We start from the raw sequence: 23,933 nt of genomic DNA, 5'->3' as shown, positions 1-23,933 counted from the left end.
CGGTTGCCGCGCCGTCACGGGTCCGAGCGCTTTACTGGGCACCTTTGCCCGTCAGCACCACGCCGATGGTCTCGAAAAGGATCACCAGATCGAGGAAGAGCGAGTGGTTCTTCACGTAGTAGAGGTCGTATTGCAGCTTCTCGACCGTGTCTTCGCGCGACGCGCCGTACTGGTAACTGACCTGCGCCCAGCCAGTCACACCTGGTTTCACGCTGTGACGAACCGCGTAAAACGGAATGTCCTGCGTGAGCTGGTCCACAAAATAAGGCCGCTCGGGGCGCGGGCCCACGAGGCTCATGTCGCCCGTGAGCACGCCGAACAACTGAGGCAACTCGTCAATGCGCAGTTTGCGGATCACGCGGCCGATGCGGGTGACGCGGCTGTCGGCCGCGGTGGCCCAGCGCGGCACGCCGTCTTTTTCGGCGTCGGTGCGCATGCTGCGGAACTTCACCACGTTGAAGGTTTTGCTGTCCAGGCCCACGCGCTCCTGGCGGTACAGGATCGGGCCCGGACTCTCCAGCTTGATGGCCAGCGCGGTCAACACCATGATGGGCAGCGAGACCACGATCAGCACCAGCGCACCGGCGATGTCGAACAGGCGTTTGACCGAGGTGCGCACGAAGCCCTGGTTGAAGCCTTCACCAAAGATCAGCCAGCCGGCTGAGGCCGACTCCAGCCGGATCTGGCCCAGGTTTTGTTCAAAGTAGGTGGCGATGTCGGACACGCGCACGCCCTGGAGCTTGCAATCGAGCAGCTCGCGCATGGGCATGCTGCCGCCACGCCGTTCGGTCAGAGCGACCACGATTTCGTCCACGCCGGTGCGCGTGACCAGATCGTTGAGGCGCTCACCAGGACCCAACGTGGCCCAAGACGTCACGCGGTGGTCGGTTTCATTCGGGCTGGCATAGTAGCCCACCAGCTCGACGTTGGCGCTGGCGTGGGTCAGGGACTTGCCCACCATCTGGGCGCGTTCACCGGTGCCGTACACCAGCACCTTGCGCCGGGTCAGCGACTTGGGCAGCATCTCGCCCACCAGAACCCGGTGGGTCAACATGAACCCCGTGGTGCCCAACACGACCAGCGCGACCCATTTGGCATCGTAAGAAGGCTCCAGCGGCAGGAACCACAACACGCCCACGGCAATGACGCCAGACAGTACAAAAGACAACACGGCGCGTGCGCGCATCTGACCGGTGGTCTTGCTGCGGGTGCGTTCGTAGAAGCCAAGCGCGGAATTCACGGCCAACATGCCCAGCGCCATGAGCACACCGCGGCTCAATCCTTCGGTGACCACAGAGGCGTTGAGCACTGTGGAATTGGACTGGACGAACATCGCCACGATCAGTGCCCCCACCACCAGACCCATGTCAAGCATGACCTGGAGCACCGTTCGACGGTGGAAATAGTGGTTAAAAATCTTGATCAAAACAGAACGTCCATGTGTATTTTCGAATCATGGTGTCAAGCGACTTTTGACACCACCGGGTACCTTACCGCGTAATCCAAATGACTACAACCGGTTACACCGTGAAACACCCTCTATTTGTCCACGAATCGTGCCGCTTGACCACAGCAACAGGGTCAGTATCAGCAGAACACGCGGCACTTCCGTGACACTGATCACGGAACCCAGACTCAACATTCCAAGCACGGCGCCGGCCATCACCCAGGCTAGGGGATTGCGCCTTTGCAAGCCCCCATACAGCGAAATGCCCACCCAGAACACCCAGAGCGCAAAGACAGCCAGACCAACGAGACCGCGCTCGATCAGCACGTCCAGATACAGGTTGTCGATGTGCCAGGGCTGGAAATAGCCCAGGGCCATCGGAAACCAGTGCTGCAGGCCGGCGCCGAACTCATGGTTCTTCAGCAGTTGACGCCCGCCCGCGTCGAACAACTCTAGGCTCTGCACGTGCACGGTTGAACCGCCCTGCGCGGGGGCCACGGCCAGCACGCCCTGGCGCAGCTGCTCTCGCGCGCTGCGGTCATCCAACGCGTCGCCGGCCAGCACGACCTCGATGAAGCCTTCGCTGACCTCGGACACGGGCACGGCGACCCACTGCCACTCACACCGAAACTCGTAAAGCAAGTGCCGCTCGCAAACACTCACCAACAGATCCGCCGGCTGATCGCTGTGGGCGCGCAAGCGAACGCGATGGCCGCCCACCGTGCCCACGTCGACCCGCTGCGTCAGCGCAAAGTAGCCTTCGCGCTGACCTTCGGACGCGGGACCGGACAGCGCAACCTGCGGCACACCGGCGGCGGAACGCTGCCAGTCGGCTCGGCCTGGGTACCCACCGCCCTGCACTTCGCGGCTGTAATGCGCTGAAAACCGCCCAACACCCAGCCCCTGCACCCAGTCAGCCGGCGCCTTGAGCAAGCCCACGCCGGACTGCCAGTGCACGACGCGCCCCACCAGGTCGACATCCGAACTCGCGAGCCGGTTCGCCATGAACGAGCCCCCTCCAAACACCAGCAGACCCTCCAGGCCCAACACCAGCAGCAGGCTGCCCAGCGTGCGCCGGCCCCAGGCCGCCCCCGCGGCGGGCGCCAGTTTCAAACGCCAGGCGCTCACCGCCATGAACACGAGCGAGATCAACACCGCGAGGTAGACGCCGCGCGAATAGGTGGTGAGCACGGTGTACACCGACACCACCACCAGGCCATTGGCCGCTGCCCAGCGCCACGCGGTGGGCGCTGTCCACACGGCCCAGAAGGCAAAGGGCAGCGCCATGGCGAGGTAAGCGTCGATCGCGCCGCCGCCCACGTGCATTTCCCAGAACCAGGCGCTGGTGCGGTACGGCAGGCTGAAATCGAACAGGCCGGCGTAAACCACGCGTTCCCACAGCACCACCAGGCACACCAGCACCAAACCGGCCACCATGCCGCGCGCCACCCAGGCGGCTGGCTTGAGCGCCGGCGAGTGCGCCCACATGAGCGCGCCCAGCAGGAGGGCCCAGACCAGGCTCTTGGCCACACGCAGGGTGTTCCAGGCGCTGTCGTGCGGTGCGTACAGTGCGGCCTCGTCCCGCAGCAGCGCCGGCCAGTCCGCACCTGCGTCACGCAGTCCCAGCCAAACGCCCCAAACCAACGTGAGCGCGAGCAAGCACCACAGGGCCACGAAGACGCGCTCACCTAATTTTCTTGCATCGTCTTCGCGCGAACTCCCGTTCAGCGCACATCGCACGAACCCGCCCACCAGGCAGGCCATCACCAGCAGGTCCGACTCGTCGATCAGCGTCCAACCGGTCCAGGGCGCAAAACTCATCACCGGCAGCAAGGCGGGCAGCAGAAACCACATCGCTTCGGGCCGCCAGCCCACCCACACCGCAGTCAGCAAGATCCCCACCGAAACCACCATCGGGGCCACGGGATGCCGGGTCGACAAGCTCAGTGCGGCCAGCCCCAGCAAACCCGCCAGCAGCAGCACGCCCGCACCCCGCCAGCCCGGCGCCCACCGTGCCATGCGCGGCTTCAGACCAGCACTTCCGCGCAGCGCGGGTGGCCCAGAAACGCCTGCGGGCTGGCGCTGGGACCGTAGGCGCCTGACTGGAACACGACCACCAGATCGCCCGGCTCGGCACAGGCCACCTCCATGCGCTCGGCCAGCACATCCAGCGGCGTGCACAGCGGACCGACCACCGACGCCACTTCACGCTCCGTGGCGGCCATGCGGTTGCCGATGGCCACCGGGTAGTTGCGCCGGATCACCTGCCCGAAGTTGCCCGAGGCCGCCAGGTGGTGGTGCATGCCGCCATCGGTGACGAGAAACACCTGGCCGCGCGAGACCTTGCGGTCGAGCACACGGGCCACGTAGACACCGGCCTCGCCCACGAGGTAACGGCCGAGCTCCAGCACCGCGTGGGCGCCGGGCAGCTCAGCCGCCATGCGCTGCAGGACGCCAGCCAGCGCATCGCTCACCGGGGCCAGGTCCAGCGGTTGTTCGCCCGGGAAATACGGAATGCCCCAGCCGCCGCCCAGGTTGACGTGTTTCACCGGCGTGGGCGCATCGCTCGCCAAACGCACCACCAGTTCGTGGCTCTGGGTCAGCGCCTGCGCGATGAGATCACCCTTGAGGTTTTGTGAGCCCGGGTACAGGTGAAAGCCTTCGAACTGCAGGCCCGCAGCGCCGATGGCCTTGAGCACCGAAGGCACCTGCTCGGTGTCCACACCGAAGGGTTTGGCGCCACCGCCCATGCGCATGCCGGCGCCGCGCAAGTCGAAGTCGGGGTTGATGCGCACGGCCACGCGCGCAGGCAGGCCCAGGCGTTGCGAGGCGCTCGCGAGCAGCGCCACTTCGCGCATCGACTCCAGGTTCACCAGCACGCCAGCAGCTACCGCCTGTACCAACTCCACCTCGCGCTTGCCAGGTCCTGCAAAGCTCACGTGCAAGGGGTCGGCACCCGCGTCGAGCGCCACCGCCATTTCGCCCGCAGAAGCCACATCGAGCCCATCCACCAGTGGCCGCATGAAGCCCACCAGTGCCGGCATCGGATTGGCCTTCACGGCGTAGTGAAGGCCAATGCCCGCCGGCAAGGCCGCGCGCACGGAGGCCACGCGCGAAGCCAGCAAGGTGCGGTCGTAAGCGTAAAAAGGCGTCTGACCCACGCGCTCGGCCAGCCGTGTCAGCGGCAAACCGCCCACGCACAGTTCGCCATTCAAGATATCGGTCGGTCTCATGTCGGGCCTTGGTTGTGGGGGCTTTGAAGGCTGCGTTCCCATTCGGCTTTCCAGCGTGGGCGGTCCAGTTTGCCGTTGGGGTTGCGCGGCAAGGGTTCAGTCGACCAGTGCACGGCGGTGGGCACCATGTAGCCGGGCATCTGCGCGCGGCAGTGGGCCAGCAGCGCCGCGGTGTCGCCGGCATCCACCGCAACCGCAGCCACATGGATCACCTGCCCCAGCGTCTCGTGCGCCACACCCACGGCCAGCACTTCGCGCACCAACCCGCTGGCGTGCACCGCCTCCTCCACCTCGGTCGGGCTCACCCGGTAGCCCGAGGTCTTGATCATCTCGTCGCGACGACCCACGAAATACAGGAAGCCGTCGGCATCGCGCCGCACCGTGTCGCCCGAGAACACCGCGATCTCCGTCGAAACCAGGCCTTCTCGACCGGCCGACAGCGCAGGCGGCAGGGGGCGAAAACGCTGGGCCGTCTCATCGGGCCGGTTCCAGTAACCCAGGGCCACCAGTGGGCCGCGGTGCACCAGTTCGCCGGGCTCATCCGGGTCGCACTCGGTGCCGTTGTCGCGCAGCACGTGAATGTGCACGTTCGGGATCGCCCGGCCCATCGAATCGGGCCGCCGGTCCACCTCGGCGGGTGGCAGGTAACTGGATCGGAAGGCTTCGGTCAAGCCGTACATCAAAAAGGGCTGAGCCTCGGGCACACAGTCGCGCAAACGATCGAGCGTGGCCCGTGGCATGCGCCCACCCGTGTTGGCCCAGTAGCGCAGCGAGCGCGTGGCCTCGGCCGGCCAGTCGAGGGCGGCCAGTTGCATGTAGAGCGGCGGTACCGCCGTCAGGCCCGTGACCTGTTCTTTCGCCATGGCCTGCAGCACGTCGCGCGGCAGCAGGTAGTTGAGCAAGACCACGCGCGCGCCCACCAGAAACGCCGTGGTCAGCTGGCTGAAGCCGGCGTCGAACGACAGCGGCAAGGCCGCGAGCAAGGTGTCCGACGCGCGGTTGTTGAGGTAGCCCGCCACGCTGATGGCGCCGGCCACCAGGTTGCGGTGCGACAGCACCACCCCCTTGGGCCGCCCGGTGCTGCCCGAGGTGTAGAAGATGGCGGCCACGTCGGATTCAAGCCGCGCCGGCAGGGTGGCCGGAGGCGTCAGCAGCAGATCGGGCCACGCCTGCACGGCGAAGCCCGATGAAGCAACGGTCGTGGCTCCCTCGCACACCACCACATGGCGCAGCGTTGGACATTCGTCCAGCGCGGCGCCCAATAGGGCAAGGCGTGAAGCAGAAGTCAGCAGCACCCGCGCGCCCGAGTCCTGAAGGATGTGCACCACCTGCGCCGGCTTGAGCAGCGGGTTCACCGGCACCAGCACGCCACCGGCGGCCGGCGCGGCAAAACTGGCCGCCACGGCTTCCACACGCTTTTCCAGAAACACCGCCACGCGTTCACCCGGGCTCAGCCCCAGGGACAACAACCCGCTGGCGAATGCGTTCACCTGCGCTTGCAGCTCGACGTACAAGAGGTGTTGATCGCCCGATGTCAATGCGCGCTGTGTCGGCCACAGAGCTGCGGCGCGGGCCGGCAGATCGTGCAGCAAAACGGGGGGCAGACTCTCGCTGAAATCCGGCGCGTGGGGCATGCGGCGGATGTTAAGCCATGGCCGCACGGCATCGCGCTCGCCAGGCACGCCCTTTCTCTAGAATCCCAGCACGCCCCGTCCCTTCTCCGTCAGCCCACCCGATCGCCCTCATGAACGTCACCGACCAAGTCCTGCGCGTGCTCGACCAAGCCCTCAGCCTGCAGGGCCGCGCCCTCGGCTTCGACCGCAGCACACCCCTGCTCGGCGACCTGCCCGAGCTCGACTCCATGGCCGTGCTCGCGCTCATCACCGGGCTTGAGGATCACTTCGGTATCGCCTTTGAAGACGACGAACTCAACGGCGCCGTGTTCGCCACCGTCGGCAGCCTCACCGATCTGGTCGAACAACACCTGAGCAGCACCGGCGCATGAACGCAGCGCCGGACCGTTCCCAAGCGAGCTCGCACCTCAACCTGCAGGGCGAAGGTCCTCCAGCTACCGCCACCGAACGCCCAGGCCTGCCCCAGGCGTTCTTTCTGCCCACGCCCACCGGCCAGCGCTTCTGCCTGTTTCACCCGCCGCAGGGCGCGCCGAAAGGCCGCGTGCTTTACCTGCACCCGTTTGCCGAAGAACTCAATACCACCCGCCGCGCGGTGGCACAACAAGCGCGTGCCTTGGCGCAGGCCGGGTTCGCCGTGTTGCAGATCGACCTGCTCGGCTGCGGCGACAGCGAAGGTGAACTGGTGGACGCCACCTGGGAAGCGTGGCTGCAAGACGCCCAACACGCCCACGACTGGCTGATCGATCACGCGCAGGGCCCGCTCTGGCTTTGGGGCATGCGCGGGGGTTGCCTGCTCGCCACCGTGTTGGCGGCCCGGCTGCCGCAGGCGCCCCACCTGCTGCTCTGGCAACCGATCATCAACGGCCAGCAGATGCTTCAGCAGTTTCTGAGGCTGCACGCCGCCGGCCAGTGGCTGGGCGAAGGCAGCAAGGGAGAATCGCCCGCGAAGGCACTGGCGTCTGGCCAATCGGTGGACATTGCCGGCTACACCCTCACCTCGTCCCTGGCCACCGGCATGGGCGCAGCCCGCATGCAAGCAGTGGCCACAGAAGCGCCCGGCCGGTTGGTCTGGCTGAAAACATCCACCCAGCCCGAGCCCGCCCTCGGCCCTGCAGCCACGGCACACCTGGACACCTGGCGCGCCGCAGGATGGGCGGTGAACGCCCAAGCCGTGACCGGACCGGCGTTCTGGCAAACCGTCGGCACCGACGAAGCCCCCGCCCTGATTGCTGCCACCCTGCAAGCAATGAGCGCCGATGGGGAGCACGCAGCATGAGCATCAACGAACACAGCATGTGGTTGCACGGCGAAGGCTTCGACATGCTGGGCATCGTCAGCCTGCCGCCCACAGGCAAGCCCCTGCAAAACACCGGCGTGGTCATCGTGGTCGGCGGCGCCCAGTACCGCGCCGGCAGCCACCGCCAATTTGTGCAACTTGCGCGCTATCTCGCCGATGGCGGCTTCCCGGTGCTTAGATTCGACTTGCCCGGCATGGGCGACAGCCCGGGCGAGCTGCCTTCGTTCGAAGACTCCGCGCCGCACATCGCTGCGGCCATCGACGGGTTTCAACAGCGGCACCCAGGCGTTGAACGCGTGGTGCTGTGGGGCCTGTGCGACGGCGCTTCGGCCAGTCTGCTCTATGTGGACGCTACCCACGACGCTCGCGTTGCCGGTTTGGCGCTGCTCAATCCCTGGGTGAGGAGCGAGGTGAGTCTGGCTCGGGCGCGGGTGAAACATTACTACTGGCAGAGACTGCGGGAGCCTGGGTTCTGGCGAAAGTTGTTCAAGGGCCGCGTGAGTTGGAACGCCTTGAAGGAGTTGGGGGTGAACGTGCTTGGCATGTCAGGCGCCCCACCGGCAACACAGAGCTTCCAGGCGCGGATGGCTCATGCCTGGCGCGCCTTTGACTCACCCATTCTGCTGCTGCTCAGCGAGCGCGACCTGACCGCACAGGAGTTCGTGGAACACGCCAACCTTGGCGCAGCGTGGGCCGAGTGGAATCACCATAGGTGCCTTGACCAACACACCCTTGCGCTCGCAGACCACACCTGCTCGGCGCTGAAGTCGGCCAGTCAATGCGGCGAGTTGAGCCGCAGCTGGTTGCAACAGTTGCCCTGAGCAAGGCCCGGGGTCCAAAACCCCTGCTCCAATAGAAAAGGGCTGGCAAAAGCCAGCCCTTTTCACCTGCAAGACAGGCTGGTTGGACGTGTCAGACCTTCGCTGCGCGACGGCGGGCAGCCCCCACGCCAATCAGACCGATGCCCAGCAGAGCCAGCGAGACGGGCTCAGGCGTTTCGTTCGTGATTTCCTTGATCAGCTTTCTTTCGATGGCTGCAGCAAAGTCGCTGAAGCTATCAACGCCGATCACGAACCCACCACCACCCTTGACATCGCTGTTGTAGTAGCTCGTGATGCTGCTTCCGCCAATGGCCAAGCCGTTGATGGTGTCGACGCCCAGGGTATTGATCGCGTAGTCGCGACCGTAGGCGGTGGAGCAATCTCCGCTGTTGCAAGCGCCGTCACCCGACACGTCGATCACCTGACGCAGGGATTCGAAGCCGTTTGCGAACAGGCCAGCACCGTAACGAATGGCCGCTTGCACGCCGGTGTTTCCCGAGAAGGCTCGGGTCTCGTCCGCGATGTCGTTCGCAAATGCGATCGCGCTGGCAGCGCTGTTGATCAGCGACCATCCCACCTGCACCGCTTGCTGGGTGGCAGAAGACCATTCCACGTAAGTCACAGCGATCGCACCACCCTCGCTGGCCAGGATGGCGTTTTGCACGCTGACGTTCTGGAACGCCTGCACGTAACCATTTCGCTGCAACAAATATTCGCTGTTGCTGACGCTGCCGGACACGTCGACCAACAGCACAAGTTCCAGACCCACCGGCACAGCCGAGGCTGGGGTCGAGGCGAACAGAGCAGCAGCCCCGCACACCGATGCCAAGAGTTTCTTCAACATGATTTCCTTCTCCTTGGTTAAGCCGGCGGACTGCCGCGCACCAAGCGATTAGCATCTGGTGTGCCAGAGTTCACACATCCTTGATATTCTTGAAAATTCCCGCGGATACCCTGGGCAGTGGGGTGGACTTTGTCAAAAAACCCGACAAGTAGTCAGCCCATGTTCAGCACCCCCGGCATGCGGCCCGCTCCAGACACTTCTGCTTTAGGAGCGACAGAGCCGCCCAGATTCATCTTCAAGTCTGTCGAATTGCTTTACAGATTTTTGTTACTTTTCCGGTAAGTACTTGATTTCATTGCCTGGCATGGATATCGCTTAGTAGCGTAACAAGCCGCAACTGCGGTCTAACCCTCCAAGGAGTTTTTCATGCGTTTCATCAAGTCTTTTGTCGCAGCCGCCGCCCTCGCGGTTTCTGCCTCCGCCTTCGCCACCCCGGTGAGCGGCACCAGCCTGCAGAACCAGATCAACAATTTGTATGGTGGCGTTGGCGCTTCCTCGGTTTCATCGGCACCCAACGTGCAGACGGACCAAGCGGCTGAGTCTGGCCTGTTCCAAATCGAGGTGAGCGCAACTGCTTCTGCCTCCATCGTGTTTGAACTGGCTGGCTTTGCACCAACTACCACATTCGGCATCTACGATCCGAATGCAATCGGCACGAAGCTGGAACTGTTTAATGGCGCTGCAGGCCCAGGTGTCAAGAAGGAACTGACGCTGTCTCTTGGCAACTTGTTCACCACCTACCGCTTTGACCCACTGGTCCCGCCCTTCGCATTTGATGTATCGAGCGCAGCTTTCTCCACGAGCACGTTTGGTTATTACATCAAGACTCCCAACGATATCTTTTACTCGCAGGCATATCTGAATGGCGGCGATGACCACATGGTTGCCTACCAAGGCGTCGGCGATACCATTCGCCTGCCTGGAGCCCCTGCAAACAGCTTCTGGGGCAGCGAAAGCTACCTGCTCGCTTGGGAAGATCTGCCACTCGCTGGCTCGGACAAGGACTACGACGACCTGGGTGTGTACGTGACACTTGTGAAGCCAGTTCCCGAGCCAGGCTCCCTTGCCCTGCTGGGTCTGGGCCTCGCCGGTCTGGCAGCAGCCTCGCGCCGCAAGCAAAAACAAGCCTGATCGTTCTTCGGAACCGTCAACATCAAAAAGGGTGGCTCTGCCACCCTTTTTGCTTTTGGGAGCCTGGCTTTTCTGTCGACATTCTTGACATACTCGTGCCTGACTCGCGCAGAGCCACACAAACGCCATTGAATTCATTGATTTTTTTACTTTGGCACAGACTGTGCTTGTAAAGCACCATCGAAACCCCGCCGAAAGAAATTATGAAATCCATCTCGAAAACCGCCGTAGGCCTGTTGTTTGCCTTGGCAGCTGGCGTGGCCAGCGCCCTCCCTGTCAACCTTGTGTCCAACGGCAGTTTTGAGAGCGGACTTACGGGCTGGACTATTGGTGGGACCGATAGCCAGGGCTTTCCGCCCGTGGCCATCTTCTACAACTCCGCCGCGGGCTACCCCACCGGCGCCTTCGGCGAAGCCGTTCCACAGAACAACGCACCGACCAACTCACCCGACGCCGTGGGCGATCGCGCTGCCTACTTTGTCAGTGACCGCACGGTCAACCAGAGCTTGTCGCAGTCGATCACGGTCAGCACCGGCGGCATGTACCAAATCGGATTCAGCGCCTACGCACCCGCCAACGGCTACGCCAACTTCTACGACGCCACCTTCTCCGGCGTGATTGCCACCGTGCAACTTGCCAACTATGCCGTGAGCACGGGCCCAGTCACCACCTGGCAAACGTTTGCCGGTGCGGCCGACCTGCTGGCAGGCAACTACCTGGTTGAATTCGTGTTCAACACCAATGGTGTCCCCGCCAAAGACGTGGTAATCGACCAAGTCTATGTCATTGCCGGCAATCCTCCGGTCGGCGTGCCCGAGCCAGGCTCGCTCGCACTGCTGGGCCTTGGCCTCGCCGGCTTGGCCGCAGCTTCGCGTCGCAAGCAAAAACAAGCCTGATCGTTCTTCGGAACCGCATGCATTAAAAAGGGTGGCTCTGCCACCCTTTTTGCATTTCTGCTCAGCTCAAGCCTTGCGGTGCCGGCGCCACCAAACCGCTGCAAAATGCCGCGCGGCAGCCGCCACCCCACACAGGCTCCGCCTGTCAAGCGCCACCAGCCCCACCCGCTCACGCCGCAGCGCCATCCAGTCTGCCTTGTATGCGTCGTCACCACTCAGATAGTCCACCTCGCCCACGCCGTCCACGTCCATGGTGTGTTGCATGAGTGCGGTGGTGAGCACCGAGCCGGCGGACAGCTTTTCGAACCCCTGCACGTAGGCCAGCTTGTAGATGTTGGCCTTGCCCTGGCACACCAGCCACAGCTGGGCGGCCAGGGGTTCGCCGTTGAGCCAGAGCACACCCAGGCGCAGCCAGCCCAGGCGGGCAGCCAGGCGAATGAGGCCTGGCATGAATTCGGGACAAGGCTCGGGTGTCTTCCAGCTCTTGGCGTACACCGCCTCGTACGCAGCAATCGCATCTTCCAGCGCGTCTGATGCCTGGCTGTGGATGTCGATGCGCCATGCGCCCGCTTTGCCCAGGCGTCGGCGGCCCCGGTCGACACTATTTCGCAGGGCCGAAGGTCGCATCGGCCAGTAGGCTTCAAACCCGCCCTCAGGCACCGGCTGGTACCAGTTGCCGAAGGCAAAGTACCGGTCTGTCCAGTAGCCGGCTGCGCGCAGGCCGCCTTCCAGGTGTGGTAACCAGTCCGCAGAAGTGTCCAGCGGCTGCAGGCGCAGCACCGCGCCACCTGGCAGCGCTTTCATGGCCTGCGCCGCCGCCTGCCATTGCTCGGGCGACACAGTGCCCGCATCGCCCTGCGGGCCGTAGAGGCCGCTGTAGTAGTTGCTCAGCGAGCTCAGCGGCTCACCGCCTGCCTGCTGCATGAGCTGGAGGCAGACGCCAGGCGCCAGCGGCAAGGGAAAGTGGCGGGGCTGGCGCTCGAAGCCGTGCGCCAGCAGGTGGGCAAACCAGGCTTCGGACTGGAACAGGTCAATGGCCATGAAACGCAGTGGCCCTGCTCCGCCCGCTCAATCAGCGGCCGATGGCCAGGTAGTCGAAGCCCATGCCGCGCACCAGCGCCGGGTCATACAGGTTGCGGCCGTCCACGATCAGCGGCTGCTTGAGGCGCTGCTTGATCAGGTCAAAGTCCGGGCTGCGGAATTCCTTCCACTCGGTCACGATGACCAGCGCGTCGGCGTCCACCAACGCGTCGTTGGGGTTGTTGGCGTAGGTGATGCGGGGCTCGTCGCCCAACACGCGCTGGGCTTCGTGCATGGCCACCGGGTCGTACACCGTGGCGGTAGCGCCGGCGGCCAGCAGGTCGGCCAGCAGCTCCAGGCTGGGGGCTTCGCGCATGTCGTCGGTGTTGGGCTTGAAGGCCAGGCCCCACACGGCGAAGTGGCGGCCCTTGAGGTCGTCACCCAGGCGCTGCTTCACCTTGCGCCCCAACACATGCTTTTGCGCGTCGTTGGCGGCTTCCACGGCGGTCAACACCTTGAGGTCCAGCCCACCCTGGTCGGACGCGGTTTTGATCAGCGCCTTCACATCTTTGGGGAAACACGAGCCGCCGTAGCCCGCGCCGGGGTACAGAAAGTGATAGCCGATGCGCGGGTCGGAGCCCATGCCCTGGCGCACCATTTCAATGTCGGCGCCCAGCGCCTCGGCCAGGTTGGCCAGCTCATTCATGAAACTGATGCGCGTGGCCAGCATCGCGTTGGCTGCGTATTTGGTGAGTTCGGCGCTGCGCACATCGGTAACGATGAGGCGTTCGCGGTTGCGCTGAAACGGCGCGTAAATGGCGCGCATGAGGTGAACGGCCTGCTCGTCGTTCGCACCCACGATGATGCGGTCGGGCCGCATGAAGTCTTCAACCGCGGCGCCCTCTTTCAGGAATTCGGGGTTGGACACCACGGCATACGGTGTGGCCACACCGCGCTGGCGCAGTTCGTCGGCAATGGCTTCGTTCACCCGGTCGGCCGTGCCCACCGGCACCGTGCTCTTGTCCACCACCACCTTGTAGTCGGTCATGAGGCGGCCGATGTTGCGCGCCGCGGCCAGCACGTATTGCATGTCGGCCGAGCCGTCTTCGTCGGGCGGCGTGCCCACGGCAATGAACTGGATTGTGCCGTGGTGCACGGCGCGGGACACGTCGGTGGTGAAGCGCAGGCGCCCCGCCGCCACGTTGCGTTGCACCATCTCCTGCAGGCCCGGTTCGAAGATCGGGATGCCCCCCTCTTCCAGAATGCGGATCTTGTCCGGGTTCACGTCGAGGCACAACACGTCGTTGCCCACCTCCGACAAACACGCCCCACTGACCAAGCCCACGTACCCGGTTCCAACCACTGTGATTTTCATGTTGTGCTGAATTGATGCGGCGCTTGGGCCGGTTGAATGAACCATGCATCATAGCGAGGCACTATGTATTCAAAGACACACAACGAGGCACTACACGCATGCGACGTCTGACCCGCTGGACAGCCTGGCTCGCTTTGTGTGCGCTATTGCTCACCGCAGCTGCGGCAGCCTTGCTGACCCTCACGCCCACCGGCCAGAACCTGGTGGCCGAAGCCAACAGCCGCAGCCCGCAAGAAATCATCAGGTACCTGAAGCGGCGGCTGGAAGGGCACAACAAACTGGAAGCCGTGCTGCTGCCGCCGCTGCACGCCGCACAACGCCACTTTGAACGCGAGCCGCCCGCAGGCCCGCTGCCCACGCTGGGTAAGGGTCGGCAGGCCACTGCGTTGAAAGAACCCATTGCAGGAATCAGCCAGCAAATACACGTGGACAGCCCACAGGCCATTCGCCAGGCGCTGCTGCAGGCCAAGGCAGGTACGCGCATCGTGGTGGCGCCCGGCCTGTACCCCTTCAGTTTGAAAATGCGCCTGGGAAACGAGGGCCGTTCGGACGCACCCATCGTGCTCAGTGCCGAGCGGCCCGGCGCAGTGTGGTTTCAGTTCGGCCAGGTCGAAGGCATCCTGGTCGACCGGCCGTACTGGACGTTTGAGAACCTGGACATACGCGGCGTGTGCAAGCGCCACGATGACTGCGAACACGCCTTTCATGTGGTGGGCCGGGCGGCCTTCACCACCATCCGCAACAACCGCATCACCGACTTCAATACGCACATCAAGGTGAATGGCTACAACGGTGACTGGCCCGACCACGGGATGCTGGCCCACAACACGCTCACCAACACCAGCGAGCGCGCCACCACCAAACCCGTGGTGCCGTTTGATTTGGTGGGTGCGAACCACTGGCGGGTGCAAGACAACCTGGTGAGCAACTTCGTCAAGCGCGATGGCAACAAGGTGTCTTACGGCCTCTTCATGAAAGGCGCCAGCGAAGGCGGCCGCATCGAACGCAACCTCGTCATCTGTACACCGAATGACATCTCTCGACCCGGCGCACGGGTGGGCATTTCGTTCGGGGGCGGAGGTACCGGCCCGGCCGTGTGCAGAGACGGCACCTGCCAAGCCTATGAACACCGTCTGGGCCTGGCCGCCAACAACATCGTGGCCCACTGCAACGACACCGGGCTCGATGTGAACCAGAGCAATCAGATCGTGCTGGCGCACAACACGCTCATCAACACAAGCGGCGTGGCCACGCGAGGCACTTTGGCGCAGGCACGTCTGTACGGAAACCTGTATGAAGGTGTTGCAAGAGCCCGGGACGGCTCCCGGATCACCGCCGAATTCAACGAAACGCTGAACCACGGCAGCGCCTTCGTGAATACAGATGGACTACTTTTGGACTGGCGGCAACCGCCCGAACGAGTACTCAGCTTCAAAAGCCTCCAGGACGACTTTTACCGCCAGCCGCGGGCTCCCGGCAGCCTGCCTGGCGCATTGAGCCAATAAGCGTTAATTGGCCACAGGGGAATTCTGCATTGGTAGTAATCCAAAGCAGAATTCCCATTTCATTGTGAGCGGGCTTTCAATTCGTTACAGCGCCTGACGAATTCGTTTCAACTGCCCGGCAGAATCGCGCCGCCCACCAAGCCTTACCTCCAGTGTCTCGTGCGGTCCGCTCCAGCAGCGGCCTGCTCCCTCACTCACTTACGACACAACAGCTTGCGAGGCCGTCCTCACCGGTCTCCTCGCCTGCCCGTATCGACTTGCCAGCGAATGACCTTTGATCCTCGCAAATGCACCGCTTATTAATGCCAATTTCCACACATCGTTCTCAATTGGCGTCCCGTCCGGTTGGTGACGAAATTCACGGACTGCCCACCTAAAGTCCAACCCGTTGTCGTCGAGATAGGTGCAACAGGTGGCGTGAAAAAAATCACGCGTGACACCAGACCACGTCCAAGTTGCCCATGTCCCCTTGCCCAGCCTGCACAAGCAACAGCCCGCAGGCCGACAAACTGAATACCAAAGCATCCATGAACTCGAAAACCATTTTCAAAGGTCTCCGCAACAGCTCGTGCCGGCAAGTGCCCGGTGCGGTGCTCCTGGCCGCGCTGGCTGCCTGCGGCGGCGGCGGTGGTACAGCCAGCACCACCAGCGACATGGAGTCCAGCAACGCCAAGAAGGTGACGTCGCCTTCTCAGGGCAAGGGAAACAACCTCATCAACGTAGGCTTGGACACGACCAACGACACGGTGGTGGTTGCACCTGCACCTGCTCCTGCTCCTGCTCCTGCTCCTGCTCCTGCTCCTGCTCCTGCTCCTGCTCCTGCTCCAGCTCCAGCTCCAGCTCCAGCTCCTGCTCCAGCTCCAGCACCTGCCCCAGTGGCATCTGGACCCTTCACCTGTGCCGCAGGCGCAATCACATGCTTTGAGGTCTCATCCACCGCGTCCAGCACCCAAGAGGCTGCCTCTGTCACGCTGGGCCAACCGTTTCGCGCTGGCGACTGAAAACCCGCTGAGTCCGGCTTGATCGCTCGTGACAGCTCCAACAACAACGTCGTCTTTCAGGCCAACGAAGTCTCAACGCGCCCAGACGGTACTGCCCGCTTTGCTGTGATCAGCGCCCAGATCCCCAAACTGATGCCCGGCGAAAATAGAGTCGTCAACTTGTTCAAGGGGGCAGCGGCACCTTCGAGTGGCAGTTTTCAGGTTCCTTCGTTTTACGATTTCAAGATTCAGGCGACTGTATACGGCGCGCAACTCACCGAAGTAAGGTTTGGAAACCGAAACGGCCAGACCGCCGGGACCCCGTTTCTTGTTGGTCAAGTCATCACGCTCACCCTCAATGGCCCTGCAACTGAAAGCCATTCCGTCACCGTTGATTCCACGATGGCAGGTGGCGGCTGGGAAACCCTGAGCAAAATCGCAGCCGCATTCATGTCACGCGTGAATTCGAATAGCGCGGTGTACAAAGTCAACCGCATGGGCGACGCTTACGAAAAGATGTGGCTCAGCACCGTATCGCCCAAGGCAGGCGCCTTTACGGTCAGCTTCAGTTATGGCGGAGCAGCGCCCATCAGTCAGAACACGCTCAGGTCGTACACGACCCCCATGTCTTTGGTGTCTGACTCGGCTCAACTGTTGAAGTCTGCCGTCTCCTCTGGAGCAGCTCGCCGCCTGGATGGACCGGCGGTGCAGGAGTACACCACTGTGGCCCGTCTGAAGGACCCAGTGACCAACGTGGTACATCCACAGCTGACTGCAAGGCTGCACACCCGCCTGTTCGCCGACGGGAAAAAGGTCCGCACAGACATGGTGATCGAAAACGCCTGGGCCTATGAGGCAGCCCCAGGCAACCTTACTTATGACGTGAAGGTAACGCACGGCGGAAACACATTTGTCCAAGAACCGTTCACACACAACCACCATTCGCGTTGGCACAAGGTGTTCTGGACAGGCCCGCAAGTGAGCGCGAAGGTACGCCACCACATGCCGTACTTCATGGCCAGCGGCGCTATCTGGAACTACAACCAGAAGCTTTATGAGGGAGCTGCCACCGTGAAGGAAAGCGTGCTTTCTGCTGAGGCATCGGCGCTGGCTGCAGCAGATACCAAACCCATGGGTAAGGCTTTCATTACGCCCTACTTCCCAATGACAGGAGGGCGCTCCGACATTGGACCCGTTCCAAGGTGGACAGCGCTCTACCTGACTACCCAGGATCAGCGTGCACTCGATTCGATGTTGGCAAACGCAGACGCTGCAGCGGGTATACCCGTTCACTTTCGAGATCTTGCATCCGATCAACCACTGGACCTCGACCGTCACCCCTGCGTTGCATTGGTGTTCGGCACCTCGTGCCCGCAAGATGCACTGCCAGCGATGGCAGACCAGCAAACCATGTGGACGGTGGATAGCGCTCACCAACCGTCCTTTTCATACGTTCCGTACCTTGTCACGGGAGACGCGTTTTATCTGGACGAAGTGATGTTTTGGGCAAGTTGGAACATGGCTGCCGTCAATCCAGGTCTTAGAGGACAAACGGCTGGGTTGATCAAAGAGAATCAGCTCCGAGGTCAAGCTTGGAGTCTGCGTTCTATCGGCGAAGCAGCGAGAGCTTTGCCAGATGCCCACCCGATGAAGCCCTATTTTGAGAAGCGGCTGCAGAACAACCTCACGTGGTATGTGACTAACTACGCACGCAACTCCGACACCACCAAGGTGTCCCCCATGAACGTACTGACGGCAGTTCCGGGATCAAAAATAGCCAGTATCTGGCAAGGAGACTTTTTCACTCTCGTCATCGGTCTGCTTGCAAAAGACGGAGACCCGCTGGCCAAAGAAATGCATGATTGGATGAGCAAGTTTCAGGTCCAACGGTTTTTGAAACAATCCGAGGGTTATTGCCTGACGCATGCACCAGCGAACTACATAAATGTGCGCTACGACGATAGCGCGCCAGCAACAACATGGACTGAGTTGTTTCAGCTGAATTGGCCAGGCGTCGCCTGCGGCTCCACCGGTATTCTCGCCGACGCATATCCGTCCTCCGCCCTTGGCTATGCAGCCAACGGTGCAGCCATGTTGTCCAATGCGGCTGATATTGGAACGACGGGCGCTACGCAGGCTTATAAATCGTGGGCAACGATGACACCAAGCCTACCTGCAGCAATGCAAAAAGATCCAACTTGGGCCTTAGCACCTGCAAACTAGATATTGAAGTCCCCTTGAAAACCTGAACCAGGTGGAAGTAGGGAATTTCCCCACCATGGGCTTCCCCCAGTTTCCCGGACGGTTTGCTTAGCCCATTAAGCCTTGCTCAAAGTCGACTGGGCTGAGGAAGTCTAGCTTTGAGTGTTTGCGCACCGGGTTGTAGAAGCGCTCAATGTAATCGAACACGTCGGACCTGGCTTGTTCCCTCGTCCGGTAGACCTTGCGGCTGAGCCTCTCGGTCTTCATGGATGAGAAGAAGCTCTCCATCGCGGCGTTGTCCCAGCATTCACCACGACGGCTCATGCTGCAGGTGATGTCCTGTGCCTTGAGCAACTGCTGGAAGTCGTCGCTGGTGTACTGACTTCCCTGGTCCGATTGATGCATCAGCGAGCTGGGTTTGCCGCGCCGCCAAAGGGCCATCAACAAAGCGTCGCTCACCATCTTGGCCTGCATGGTGTCGCTCATCGACCACCCCACGATACGGCGTGAGTACAGGTCCATCACCGCTGCCGCATACAGCCAGCCCTCAGCCGTCCAGATGTAGGTGAAGTCGGCCACCCACTTCTGGTTCGGGCCACTGGCCTGGAAGTCGCGCTGCAGATGGTTGGGCGCGTTGTGGTTCTCAAGCCTGCTGCCTGTATCGCCAGGTGGCCTGCGTCGCTTGTGGCGAGCTTGCAGCTTGGCCAGATGCATCAGCCGGATGACCCGGTTCATCCCGCAACTCTCGCCCAGCGCTCGAAGGTCGTGCCAGACGCGTGGACTACCGTAGGTGCGGTCGCTGAGCTCGAAGCTCTCTCGGATTAGGCGGGCGAGCCTGGCGTCGTCCTGGCTGCGCTGGCTCGGCGCTCTGCCCATCCATTCATAGAAGCCGCTGTGGGAGACCGCCAGAACCCGACACATGGTGCGGGTGGGCCAGACACTACGATGCCGCGCAATGAAGCCGTACTTCACTGCGGGTCCTTGGCAAAGTAGCCGAGCGCTTTTTTTAGGATGTCGCGCTCCGTGGTCACACGTCGCAGTTCGCGTTGCAACCGCTCCACCTCGGCGGCGGCCTCACTGCGAAGCGGCCGGTTCGGCCTGAGGTCCAACACCCCGCCACGCTCCTGGGTGACCCAACGTCTGAGCACGCTGTTCTGGATACCCAGGTCCCGCGCAATGTTCATGACCGTGGCTCCTGGCTGCTTGCACAGCTTCACTGCTTCACGTTTGAACTCGTCCGTGAAGCTCCTTCGGGTTCTTGTCATGCCTATCTCCTTGACGTCTCCCCCGAATTCCGGACTTTTCAAAACTAGAGGTACGGTTGCTTTCCGGCAAGCCCGAAGGGGCGCAAGGAGAAGCAATGAAGAGATCGAGATTTTCAGAGGAGCAGATCGCGTACGCGCTGCGATTGGCTGAGTCAGGCACACCGGTGGTCGACGTGTGTCGCCAGATCGGCGTGTCCGAAGCGACGTACTACACATGGAAGAAGAAGTTCGGGGACCTGGGCGTGAGCGAGCTCAAGCGCCTGAAGATGCTTGAGGACGAGAACGCCAGGCTCAAGCGCATCGTGGCCGATCTGACGCTGGACAAACAGATCCTGCAGGAGGTCGTCCGAAAAAAGCTTTAAAGGCTGTCAAGCGGCGTGAGCTGGCGGCCTGGATGCAGGAGCGCTTCAAGGTGAATGTGCGCAGGTCGTGCCGGCTGGCGCTGCTGCGACCATCGGTCTGGTACGCAGAGAGCGAGGCACGCGATCAGAGTGCGCTGCGCCTGCGCATCCGGGAGATCGCGATGGACCGTCCACGATTCGGTTACCTGCGCGTGTTGGTCATGCTCAAGCGTGAGGGCTGGGAAATCGGCAAGAAGCGCGTCTATCGCCTGTACCGGCTGGAAGGACTGCAGTTGCGCATGAAGGTCAAACGTCGCAAGCGCATCAGCCTGCAGCGTGGTCGGCCAATGCCCGCCACAGGGCCGAATCAGCACTGGAGCATGGACTTCGTGCACGATCAGATGCTCGATGGACGGGCATTTCGGGTGCTCACGGTGATCGATCAGTGGAGTCGCGAGAGTGTGTCTCTAGAGGCCAACTTCCGGCTCACTGGCCGGTGCGTCGGCAAGGCTCTGGACGAGGCTGCGCTGCAGCGGGGATGGCCCAAAGCAATCACGGTGGACAACGGCACGGAATTCACATCCAAGGCACTCGATGAATGGGCCTGGCGCCGCGGTGTGAAGCTCGACTACACGCGGCCTGGAAAGCCCACGGATAACGGGCTCATCGAGTCATTCAACGGTCGGTTGCGCGATGAGTTCCTGAACGTCAACGAGTTCATTACGATGCAGGATGCGCGTGAGAAATTGAAGGCTTGGCAGCATGACTACAACCATCACCGTCCGCATGGCTCACTCGGCCACCTGACCCCGAGTGAGTTCGTCAGAAAGAGGTCAGATCAACAGCTGGAAAGCCGTCCAACTCCAATTTAGAAGTGACCGGATATGGGGGAGACGTCACTCCTGAACACATCATGTCATTGGATGTGTCCGGGAAACTGGGGGAAGCCCACCGCCAGCCGAAAGTGCGTAAAACCATCGGTCAGTCAGACGCCGTAGAGCCAACGAAAAAGACGAATCCCAAATGCAGCAGGCGACCGGTCCCACGGCATACAGCGGCAAAGCTGATAGTCGTCACCCAACATGGCAGCACCGCCGCTTGAAGAAGTAAATGCAGCCTCAAACCCCGCATCTTTAACCATTTTGACGTGGCGCAGATCAAAGTCCTTACCAAACTTCCCATTGGGGTATGCAAAATATCGAACATCACCGTCTATTGTGGCCTCCAAGACCCTCTTGCTCTCGGCAATCTCTCTTCGAGCTGATTCATCAGACACGTTTGACAAGATGGGATGACTGACAGTATGAGCACCAATCTCAATACCTGAACCAACCAATGCACGAAGCATAGATTTCGTCAACATCAAGTTAGGCTCAATTGAAACCTTACAGTGCATTTCAATCTCCCGCGTCAATGACTCACGAAGATCAGGCGCAAGATATTTTGCAGATCCAATGATAGTTTCGCATGCCTTTTGCCTATCCAAAACAGTACCACAAGACAATACACCGAAATCAACGGACGGAAGATCCAAGGAACCACCTTCAAAACCACGAATAGCCTCAATGATCCGATCATTCCACATTGCGCCATGACCTATATAGCCACTAGAAACAAAAACGGTTGCTGGCAACTCATATTCAAGAAGTATAGGAAGAGCCAAATCATGAATAGACCGATAACCATCATCGAACGTGATACAAACAGCACGAGGCGGAATAGTTCCATCTCTTAAACCTGCCAATGCAAGATCAAGAGGAATGACGTTAAAAAAACTTGACAACAACTGCATTTGCCAACGAAACGTTGAGATATCGGGGTCATTCGGCAGCATCGAGTCCAAAGAAGGCAACACACGATGATAGTTAAGAATACAAACCCGATCACTACTCATCGGAAGCGAAGAGTAAATGTCACCTACACGTCTGAGAGCGCGCAGTCCATACTTCGTGGCCAGATTTAATGAGGTCATTGAGTGAACAATTCAAATATAGCGGACTACAACTGCTGCGCTGGCGAAAAGCAGACAGCTCCGCAGAAATAATAGTCCATATACAATTAATTTAACGCCCGAATAGCCTCTCGTCCATGGCGGGCATACGCGCCACCATTGAAGCGACAATATCCAATGAAATGAACAAACGACGGGGCAGCCCTATTCAACTCCTCGCAGCTGCTATACTTTGGATGGGGTAACACAAGTGAATGCGAATTGGCAACAACCAAATTAGACATCACCTGTTCAGTCCCTCACTCATTCCAACGAGGTCCAACAATGCTCTCCATTTCAGAAGACAAATTTTCAACATACTCCCTTGAAAATGAGCCTTTTGAGAAACCAGCAAAGCCTGCGCAACCTCTTACATACCGCATGTTTTTACAGTCTCTTATCTTATCAAAATGACTTTCTGCGAGCATCTGAATATGAGGTTTCTGCCCAGAAATGGAGGCCTTAGCATTTTGCGCACAGCTCAGCATTTCATCAATAACTTGATTATCGGTTGTGCCCAAAGTGAAAGAAGTGTCCGTCGAGATGCACTGCACTACTTCTTCAAGCTCTCCAAGCGCTAAAGTATCACCATCCAGTTGAATCACATAATGCTCTTTAACGAGCTCGGCTACCGCTAGAATTCGCTCCCAGCAAGCACCCCGTGGACACTTTGTGCTTGAAAAGTCACTAAGTTGAAAGAAAGTAACACCTGGAATATGATGCGACAGTATTGCCTTGTCACTCAAGGTTAATGAACCGTCACTCAACACATAAACTTTGGAAATAGGGACGCGAACTGAAAATGTCTTACATGCAAGCAGAAACATCCTCATGTCTTTATGCTGCAACTGGGTAAGCACCACAGCTTTGGAATTTGGATCCAATTTGACAGGCTGCACTTTAAGTACATCCTGGATCTGAAAATCGAAAACTAATCGCCGAACGTAGTCCTTAAGACGATAAAACATATAAAACCTTCACTCAATTAAATGTATGGCAAGCGCTCTTAAATCACACTGAGAGATATATCATGAAACTCTTCTACTACAAAGACAAAATCGGAAACTTTGGAGATGATCTAAATCCCTGGATTTGGTACAGCTTATATCCAAATCTATTTGACAACAATGACTCTGAGATTCTCATGGGTGCTGGGACGCTAATAAACAGTGAAGCCCCCAAAAATGTAAAGAAATACGTTTTTGGATCCGGTGTTGGTTATCACGAGACCCCAGCAATCGATTCGAGCTGGGAGTTTTTGTGGGTGAGAGGACCGCTGTCAGCACAAAAACTAGGTCTAGAAAGGAAAGTGGCTCTAACCGACCCTGCAATTTTGGCACATGAGATTCTTAAACAAACATCATTAACAAGAAAAAATGGCGTAGCGTTTATGCCACACCATAAAAGCATTCATTTTGCAAACTGGCGGTCGATATGTCTTGACGCAGGAATAACCTATCTTGATCCCACAGGAGATATCCATCAAACACTTCATGATATAAGAAGTTCAACGTTTGTAATTGCAGAAGCAATGCATGCTGCGATAGTTGCAGATTCCTTGCGTATACCCTGGGTTCCGGTTGTTTGCTACGATCATATTCTTGCGTTTAAATGGCAAGATTGGTGCAGCTCCATGGATTTGGAATATAGTCCAATCCATCTAAATCCTGTTTGGGATATCGAGCGAAACAGCACAAAACTTAATCTTATAAAAAGCAATACAAAGCGCTTACTCAATGGCGTTGGCATTTCAAACCCTTCATGGTCACCCCCAATACCAAAGACCAATGTTCAAGAATCTCATGAAGAAGCTGTAAAGGCCTTTGAAAGAATTCTGAAGACGCAAAGTTGCCACCTAAGTAAAAACAGCGTTCATTCCGACAGAATAAGCTCAATACTGGAAACGATTCAGCAGTTCTCAAAGTAGTCGCTCAAACGGTTTGTCTTTGAAG

General features: G+C 60.1%; 21 protein-coding genes. 9 read left to right on the top strand and 12 right to left on the bottom strand.

Annotated elements, in window-relative coordinates:
- Nucleotides 1-31: 31 nt before the first annotated feature.
- From BSY239_RS07630 to BSY239_RS07615, 4 genes are all read right to left on the bottom strand, one after another.
- Complete coding sequence (locus BSY239_RS07630) at nt 32-1,426, bottom strand: TIGR03013 family XrtA/PEP-CTERM system glycosyltransferase (protein ID WP_069046317.1); 1,395 nt, start codon at nt 1,424-1,426, stop codon at nt 32-34.
- An 84-nt stretch (nt 1,427-1,510) separates the two neighbouring features.
- Nucleotides 1,511-3,466, bottom strand: coding sequence for a hypothetical protein (locus tag BSY239_RS07625; RefSeq protein ID WP_069046316.1), 1,956 nt, complete (start codon nt 3,464-3,466; stop codon nt 1,511-1,513).
- Between the two features lie 8 nt (nt 3,467-3,474).
- Nucleotides 3,475-4,680, bottom strand: a complete 1,206-nt coding sequence (locus tag BSY239_RS07620; RefSeq protein ID WP_069046315.1) for a pyridoxal-dependent decarboxylase, exosortase A system-associated — start codon at nt 4,678-4,680, stop codon at nt 3,475-3,477.
- Complete coding sequence (locus BSY239_RS07615) at nt 4,677-6,314, bottom strand: acyl-CoA ligase (AMP-forming), exosortase A system-associated (RefSeq protein ID WP_083239868.1); 1,638 nt, start codon at nt 6,312-6,314, stop codon at nt 4,677-4,679. The genes BSY239_RS07620 and BSY239_RS07615 overlap by 4 nt, the downstream gene beginning before the upstream one ends.
- Nucleotides 6,315-6,424: 110 nt before the next feature.
- On the opposite strand from BSY239_RS07615, the gene BSY239_RS07610 reads away from it, so the two are divergent.
- Genes BSY239_RS07610 through BSY239_RS07600 form a run of 3 tightly spaced genes read left to right on the top strand, consistent with a single transcriptional unit; the run spans nt 6,425 to nt 8,432 of the window.
- On the top strand, nt 6,425-6,685 hold the full coding sequence (locus BSY239_RS07610) for an acyl carrier protein (RefSeq protein ID WP_069046314.1): 261 nt from the start codon (nt 6,425-6,427) through the stop codon (nt 6,683-6,685).
- Nucleotides 6,682-7,590, top strand: coding sequence for a hydrolase 2, exosortase A system-associated (locus BSY239_RS07605; RefSeq protein WP_083239867.1), 909 nt, complete (start codon nt 6,682-6,684; stop codon nt 7,588-7,590). The genes BSY239_RS07610 and BSY239_RS07605 overlap by 4 nt, the downstream gene beginning before the upstream one ends.
- Nucleotides 7,587-8,432 (top strand): hydrolase 1, exosortase A system-associated, encoded by an 846-nt coding sequence (locus BSY239_RS07600; RefSeq protein WP_069046313.1) that lies wholly within the window; start codon nt 7,587-7,589, stop codon nt 8,430-8,432. The genes BSY239_RS07605 and BSY239_RS07600 overlap by 4 nt, the downstream gene beginning before the upstream one ends.
- Nucleotides 8,433-8,523: 91 nt before the next feature.
- Here the strand turns inward: BSY239_RS07600 and BSY239_RS07595 are convergent, their stop codons facing one another.
- Nucleotides 8,524-9,276 carry a DUF1194 domain-containing protein gene (locus tag BSY239_RS07595; protein WP_069046312.1) on the bottom strand — a complete coding sequence of 251 codons (753 nt, stop codon included), beginning with the start codon at nt 9,274-9,276 and terminating at the stop codon, nt 8,524-8,526.
- 366 nt (nt 9,277-9,642) lie between these two features.
- Here BSY239_RS07595 and BSY239_RS07590 point away from each other — a divergent pair, with 366 nt between their 5' ends.
- Complete coding sequence (locus tag BSY239_RS07590; protein ID WP_069046311.1) at nt 9,643-10,407, top strand: PEP-CTERM sorting domain-containing protein; 765 nt, start codon at nt 9,643-9,645, stop codon at nt 10,405-10,407.
- A gap of 203 nt (nt 10,408-10,610) precedes the next feature.
- Entirely contained in the window at nt 10,611-11,303 is a 693-nt protein-coding gene (locus BSY239_RS22810) for a PEP-CTERM sorting domain-containing protein (RefSeq protein ID WP_083239866.1), read from the top strand.
- A gap of 66 nt (nt 11,304-11,369) precedes the next feature.
- On the opposite strand, the gene BSY239_RS07580 is transcribed toward BSY239_RS22810, so the two are convergent.
- Nucleotides 11,370-12,344 carry a GNAT family N-acetyltransferase gene (locus BSY239_RS07580; RefSeq protein ID WP_083239865.1) on the bottom strand — a complete coding sequence of 325 codons (975 nt, stop codon included), beginning with the start codon at nt 12,342-12,344 and terminating at the stop codon, nt 11,370-11,372.
- Nucleotides 12,345-12,375: 31 nt separating this feature from the next.
- On the bottom strand, nt 12,376-13,698 hold the full coding sequence (locus BSY239_RS07575) for a UDP-glucose dehydrogenase family protein (RefSeq protein ID WP_069046309.1): 1,323 nt from the start codon (nt 13,696-13,698) through the stop codon (nt 12,376-12,378).
- A 98-nt stretch (nt 13,699-13,796) separates the two neighbouring features.
- On the opposite strand from BSY239_RS07575, the gene BSY239_RS07570 reads away from it, so the two are divergent.
- On the top strand, nt 13,797-15,203 hold the full coding sequence (locus BSY239_RS07570) for a chondroitinase-B domain-containing protein (RefSeq protein WP_069046308.1): 1,407 nt from the start codon (nt 13,797-13,799) through the stop codon (nt 15,201-15,203).
- A gap of 427 nt (nt 15,204-15,630) precedes the next feature.
- On the opposite strand, the gene BSY239_RS22600 is transcribed toward BSY239_RS07570, so the two are convergent.
- Nucleotides 15,631-15,876, bottom strand: coding sequence for a hypothetical protein (locus tag BSY239_RS22600; protein ID WP_172823047.1), 246 nt, complete (start codon nt 15,874-15,876; stop codon nt 15,631-15,633).
- 41 nt (nt 15,877-15,917) lie between these two features.
- Nucleotides 15,918-16,085 (bottom strand): hypothetical protein, encoded by a 168-nt coding sequence (locus BSY239_RS22595; protein ID WP_172823046.1) that lies wholly within the window; start codon nt 16,083-16,085, stop codon nt 15,918-15,920.
- 137 nt (nt 16,086-16,222) lie between these two features.
- Here BSY239_RS22595 and BSY239_RS07565 point away from each other — a divergent pair, with 137 nt between their 5' ends.
- Nucleotides 16,223-18,406, top strand: a complete 2,184-nt coding sequence (locus tag BSY239_RS07565; protein ID WP_069046307.1) for a hypothetical protein — start codon at nt 16,223-16,225, stop codon at nt 18,404-18,406.
- A gap of 87 nt (nt 18,407-18,493) precedes the next feature.
- Here BSY239_RS07565 and BSY239_RS07560 read toward each other — a convergent pair.
- Nucleotides 18,494-19,650, bottom strand: a protein-coding gene (locus BSY239_RS07560) for an IS3 family transposase (RefSeq protein WP_156775436.1) whose coding sequence is annotated in 2 segments (ribosomal slippage) — nt 18,494-19,383 and nt 19,383-19,650 — 1,158 coding nt in all. Because the reading frame shifts where the segments join, the coding sequence is not laid out codon by codon here.
- Between the two features lie 95 nt (nt 19,651-19,745).
- On the opposite strand from BSY239_RS07560, the gene BSY239_RS07545 reads away from it, so the two are divergent.
- Nucleotides 19,746-20,863 (top strand): IS3 family transposase gene (locus tag BSY239_RS07545; RefSeq protein WP_439590737.1). Its coding sequence is split into 2 segments (ribosomal slippage): nt 19,746-20,001 and nt 20,001-20,863, totalling 1,119 coding nucleotides; the frame shifts between segments, so codons are not numbered across the junction.
- A gap of 113 nt (nt 20,864-20,976) precedes the next feature.
- Here BSY239_RS07545 and BSY239_RS22040 read toward each other — a convergent pair.
- Nucleotides 20,977-21,825: a polysaccharide deacetylase family protein gene (locus BSY239_RS22040; RefSeq protein WP_236944155.1), complete on the bottom strand. Its 849-nt coding sequence runs from the start codon at nt 21,823-21,825 to the stop codon at nt 20,977-20,979.
- Nucleotides 21,826-22,241: 416 nt separating this feature from the next.
- Complete coding sequence (locus BSY239_RS22385) at nt 22,242-22,949, bottom strand: hypothetical protein (RefSeq protein WP_156775434.1); 708 nt, start codon at nt 22,947-22,949, stop codon at nt 22,242-22,244.
- A gap of 62 nt (nt 22,950-23,011) precedes the next feature.
- Between BSY239_RS22385 and BSY239_RS22035 the strand changes: the two genes are divergently transcribed.
- The gene (locus tag BSY239_RS22035) at nt 23,012-23,908 is read left to right on the top strand and encodes a polysaccharide pyruvyl transferase family protein (protein ID WP_083239862.1); all 897 of its coding nucleotides are present in this window, start codon (nt 23,012-23,014) and stop codon (nt 23,906-23,908) included.
- Nucleotides 23,909-23,933 lie beyond the last annotated feature (25 nt).

This window comes from Hydrogenophaga sp. RAC07 (assembly GCF_001713375.1).
Classification (GTDB): domain Bacteria; phylum Pseudomonadota; class Gammaproteobacteria; order Burkholderiales; family Burkholderiaceae_C; genus Hydrogenophaga.
This window is presented reverse-complemented; position numbering and strand designations above follow the sequence as displayed.

Excerpts from the sequence above, each read along its gene's own strand:
- BSY239_RS07605 (WP_083239867.1), top strand. The coding sequence starts at position 6,682 with ATGAACGCAGCGCCGGACCGTTCCCAAGCGAGCTCGCACCTCAACCTG.
- BSY239_RS22035 (WP_083239862.1), top strand. The coding sequence starts at position 23,012 with ATGAAACTCTTCTACTACAAAGACAAAATCGGAAACTTTGGAGATGAT.
- BSY239_RS07615 (WP_083239868.1), bottom strand. The coding sequence starts at position 6,314 with ATGCCCCACGCGCCGGATTTCAGCGAGAGTCTGCCCCCCGTTTTGCTG.
- BSY239_RS07575 (WP_069046309.1), bottom strand. The coding sequence starts at position 13,698 with ATGAAAATCACAGTGGTTGGAACCGGGTACGTGGGCTTGGTCAGTGGG.
- BSY239_RS07580 (WP_083239865.1), bottom strand. The coding sequence starts at position 12,344 with ATGGCCATTGACCTGTTCCAGTCCGAAGCCTGGTTTGCCCACCTGCTG.
- BSY239_RS22810 (WP_083239866.1), top strand. The coding sequence starts at position 10,611 with ATGAAATCCATCTCGAAAACCGCCGTAGGCCTGTTGTTTGCCTTGGCA.
- BSY239_RS07595 (WP_069046312.1), bottom strand. The coding sequence starts at position 9,276 with ATGTTGAAGAAACTCTTGGCATCGGTGTGCGGGGCTGCTGCTCTGTTC.
- BSY239_RS07590 (WP_069046311.1), top strand. The coding sequence starts at position 9,643 with ATGCGTTTCATCAAGTCTTTTGTCGCAGCCGCCGCCCTCGCGGTTTCT.
- BSY239_RS07570 (WP_069046308.1), top strand. The coding sequence starts at position 13,797 with ATGCGACGTCTGACCCGCTGGACAGCCTGGCTCGCTTTGTGTGCGCTA.
- BSY239_RS07610 (WP_069046314.1), top strand. The coding sequence starts at position 6,425 with ATGAACGTCACCGACCAAGTCCTGCGCGTGCTCGACCAAGCCCTCAGC.
- BSY239_RS22040 (WP_236944155.1), bottom strand. The coding sequence starts at position 21,825 with ATGCTGCCGAATGACCCCGATATCTCAACGTTTCGTTGGCAAATGCAG.
- BSY239_RS07625 (WP_069046316.1), bottom strand. The coding sequence starts at position 3,466 with ATGGCACGGTGGGCGCCGGGCTGGCGGGGTGCGGGCGTGCTGCTGCTG.
- BSY239_RS07620 (WP_069046315.1), bottom strand. The coding sequence starts at position 4,680 with ATGAGACCGACCGATATCTTGAATGGCGAACTGTGCGTGGGCGGTTTG.
- BSY239_RS22595 (WP_172823046.1), bottom strand. The coding sequence starts at position 16,085 with ATGCCACTGGGGCAGGTGCTGGAGCTGGAGCAGGAGCTGGAGCTGGAG.
- BSY239_RS22385 (WP_156775434.1), bottom strand. The coding sequence starts at position 22,949 with ATGTTTTATCGTCTTAAGGACTACGTTCGGCGATTAGTTTTCGATTTT.
- BSY239_RS07600 (WP_069046313.1), top strand. The coding sequence starts at position 7,587 with ATGAGCATCAACGAACACAGCATGTGGTTGCACGGCGAAGGCTTCGAC.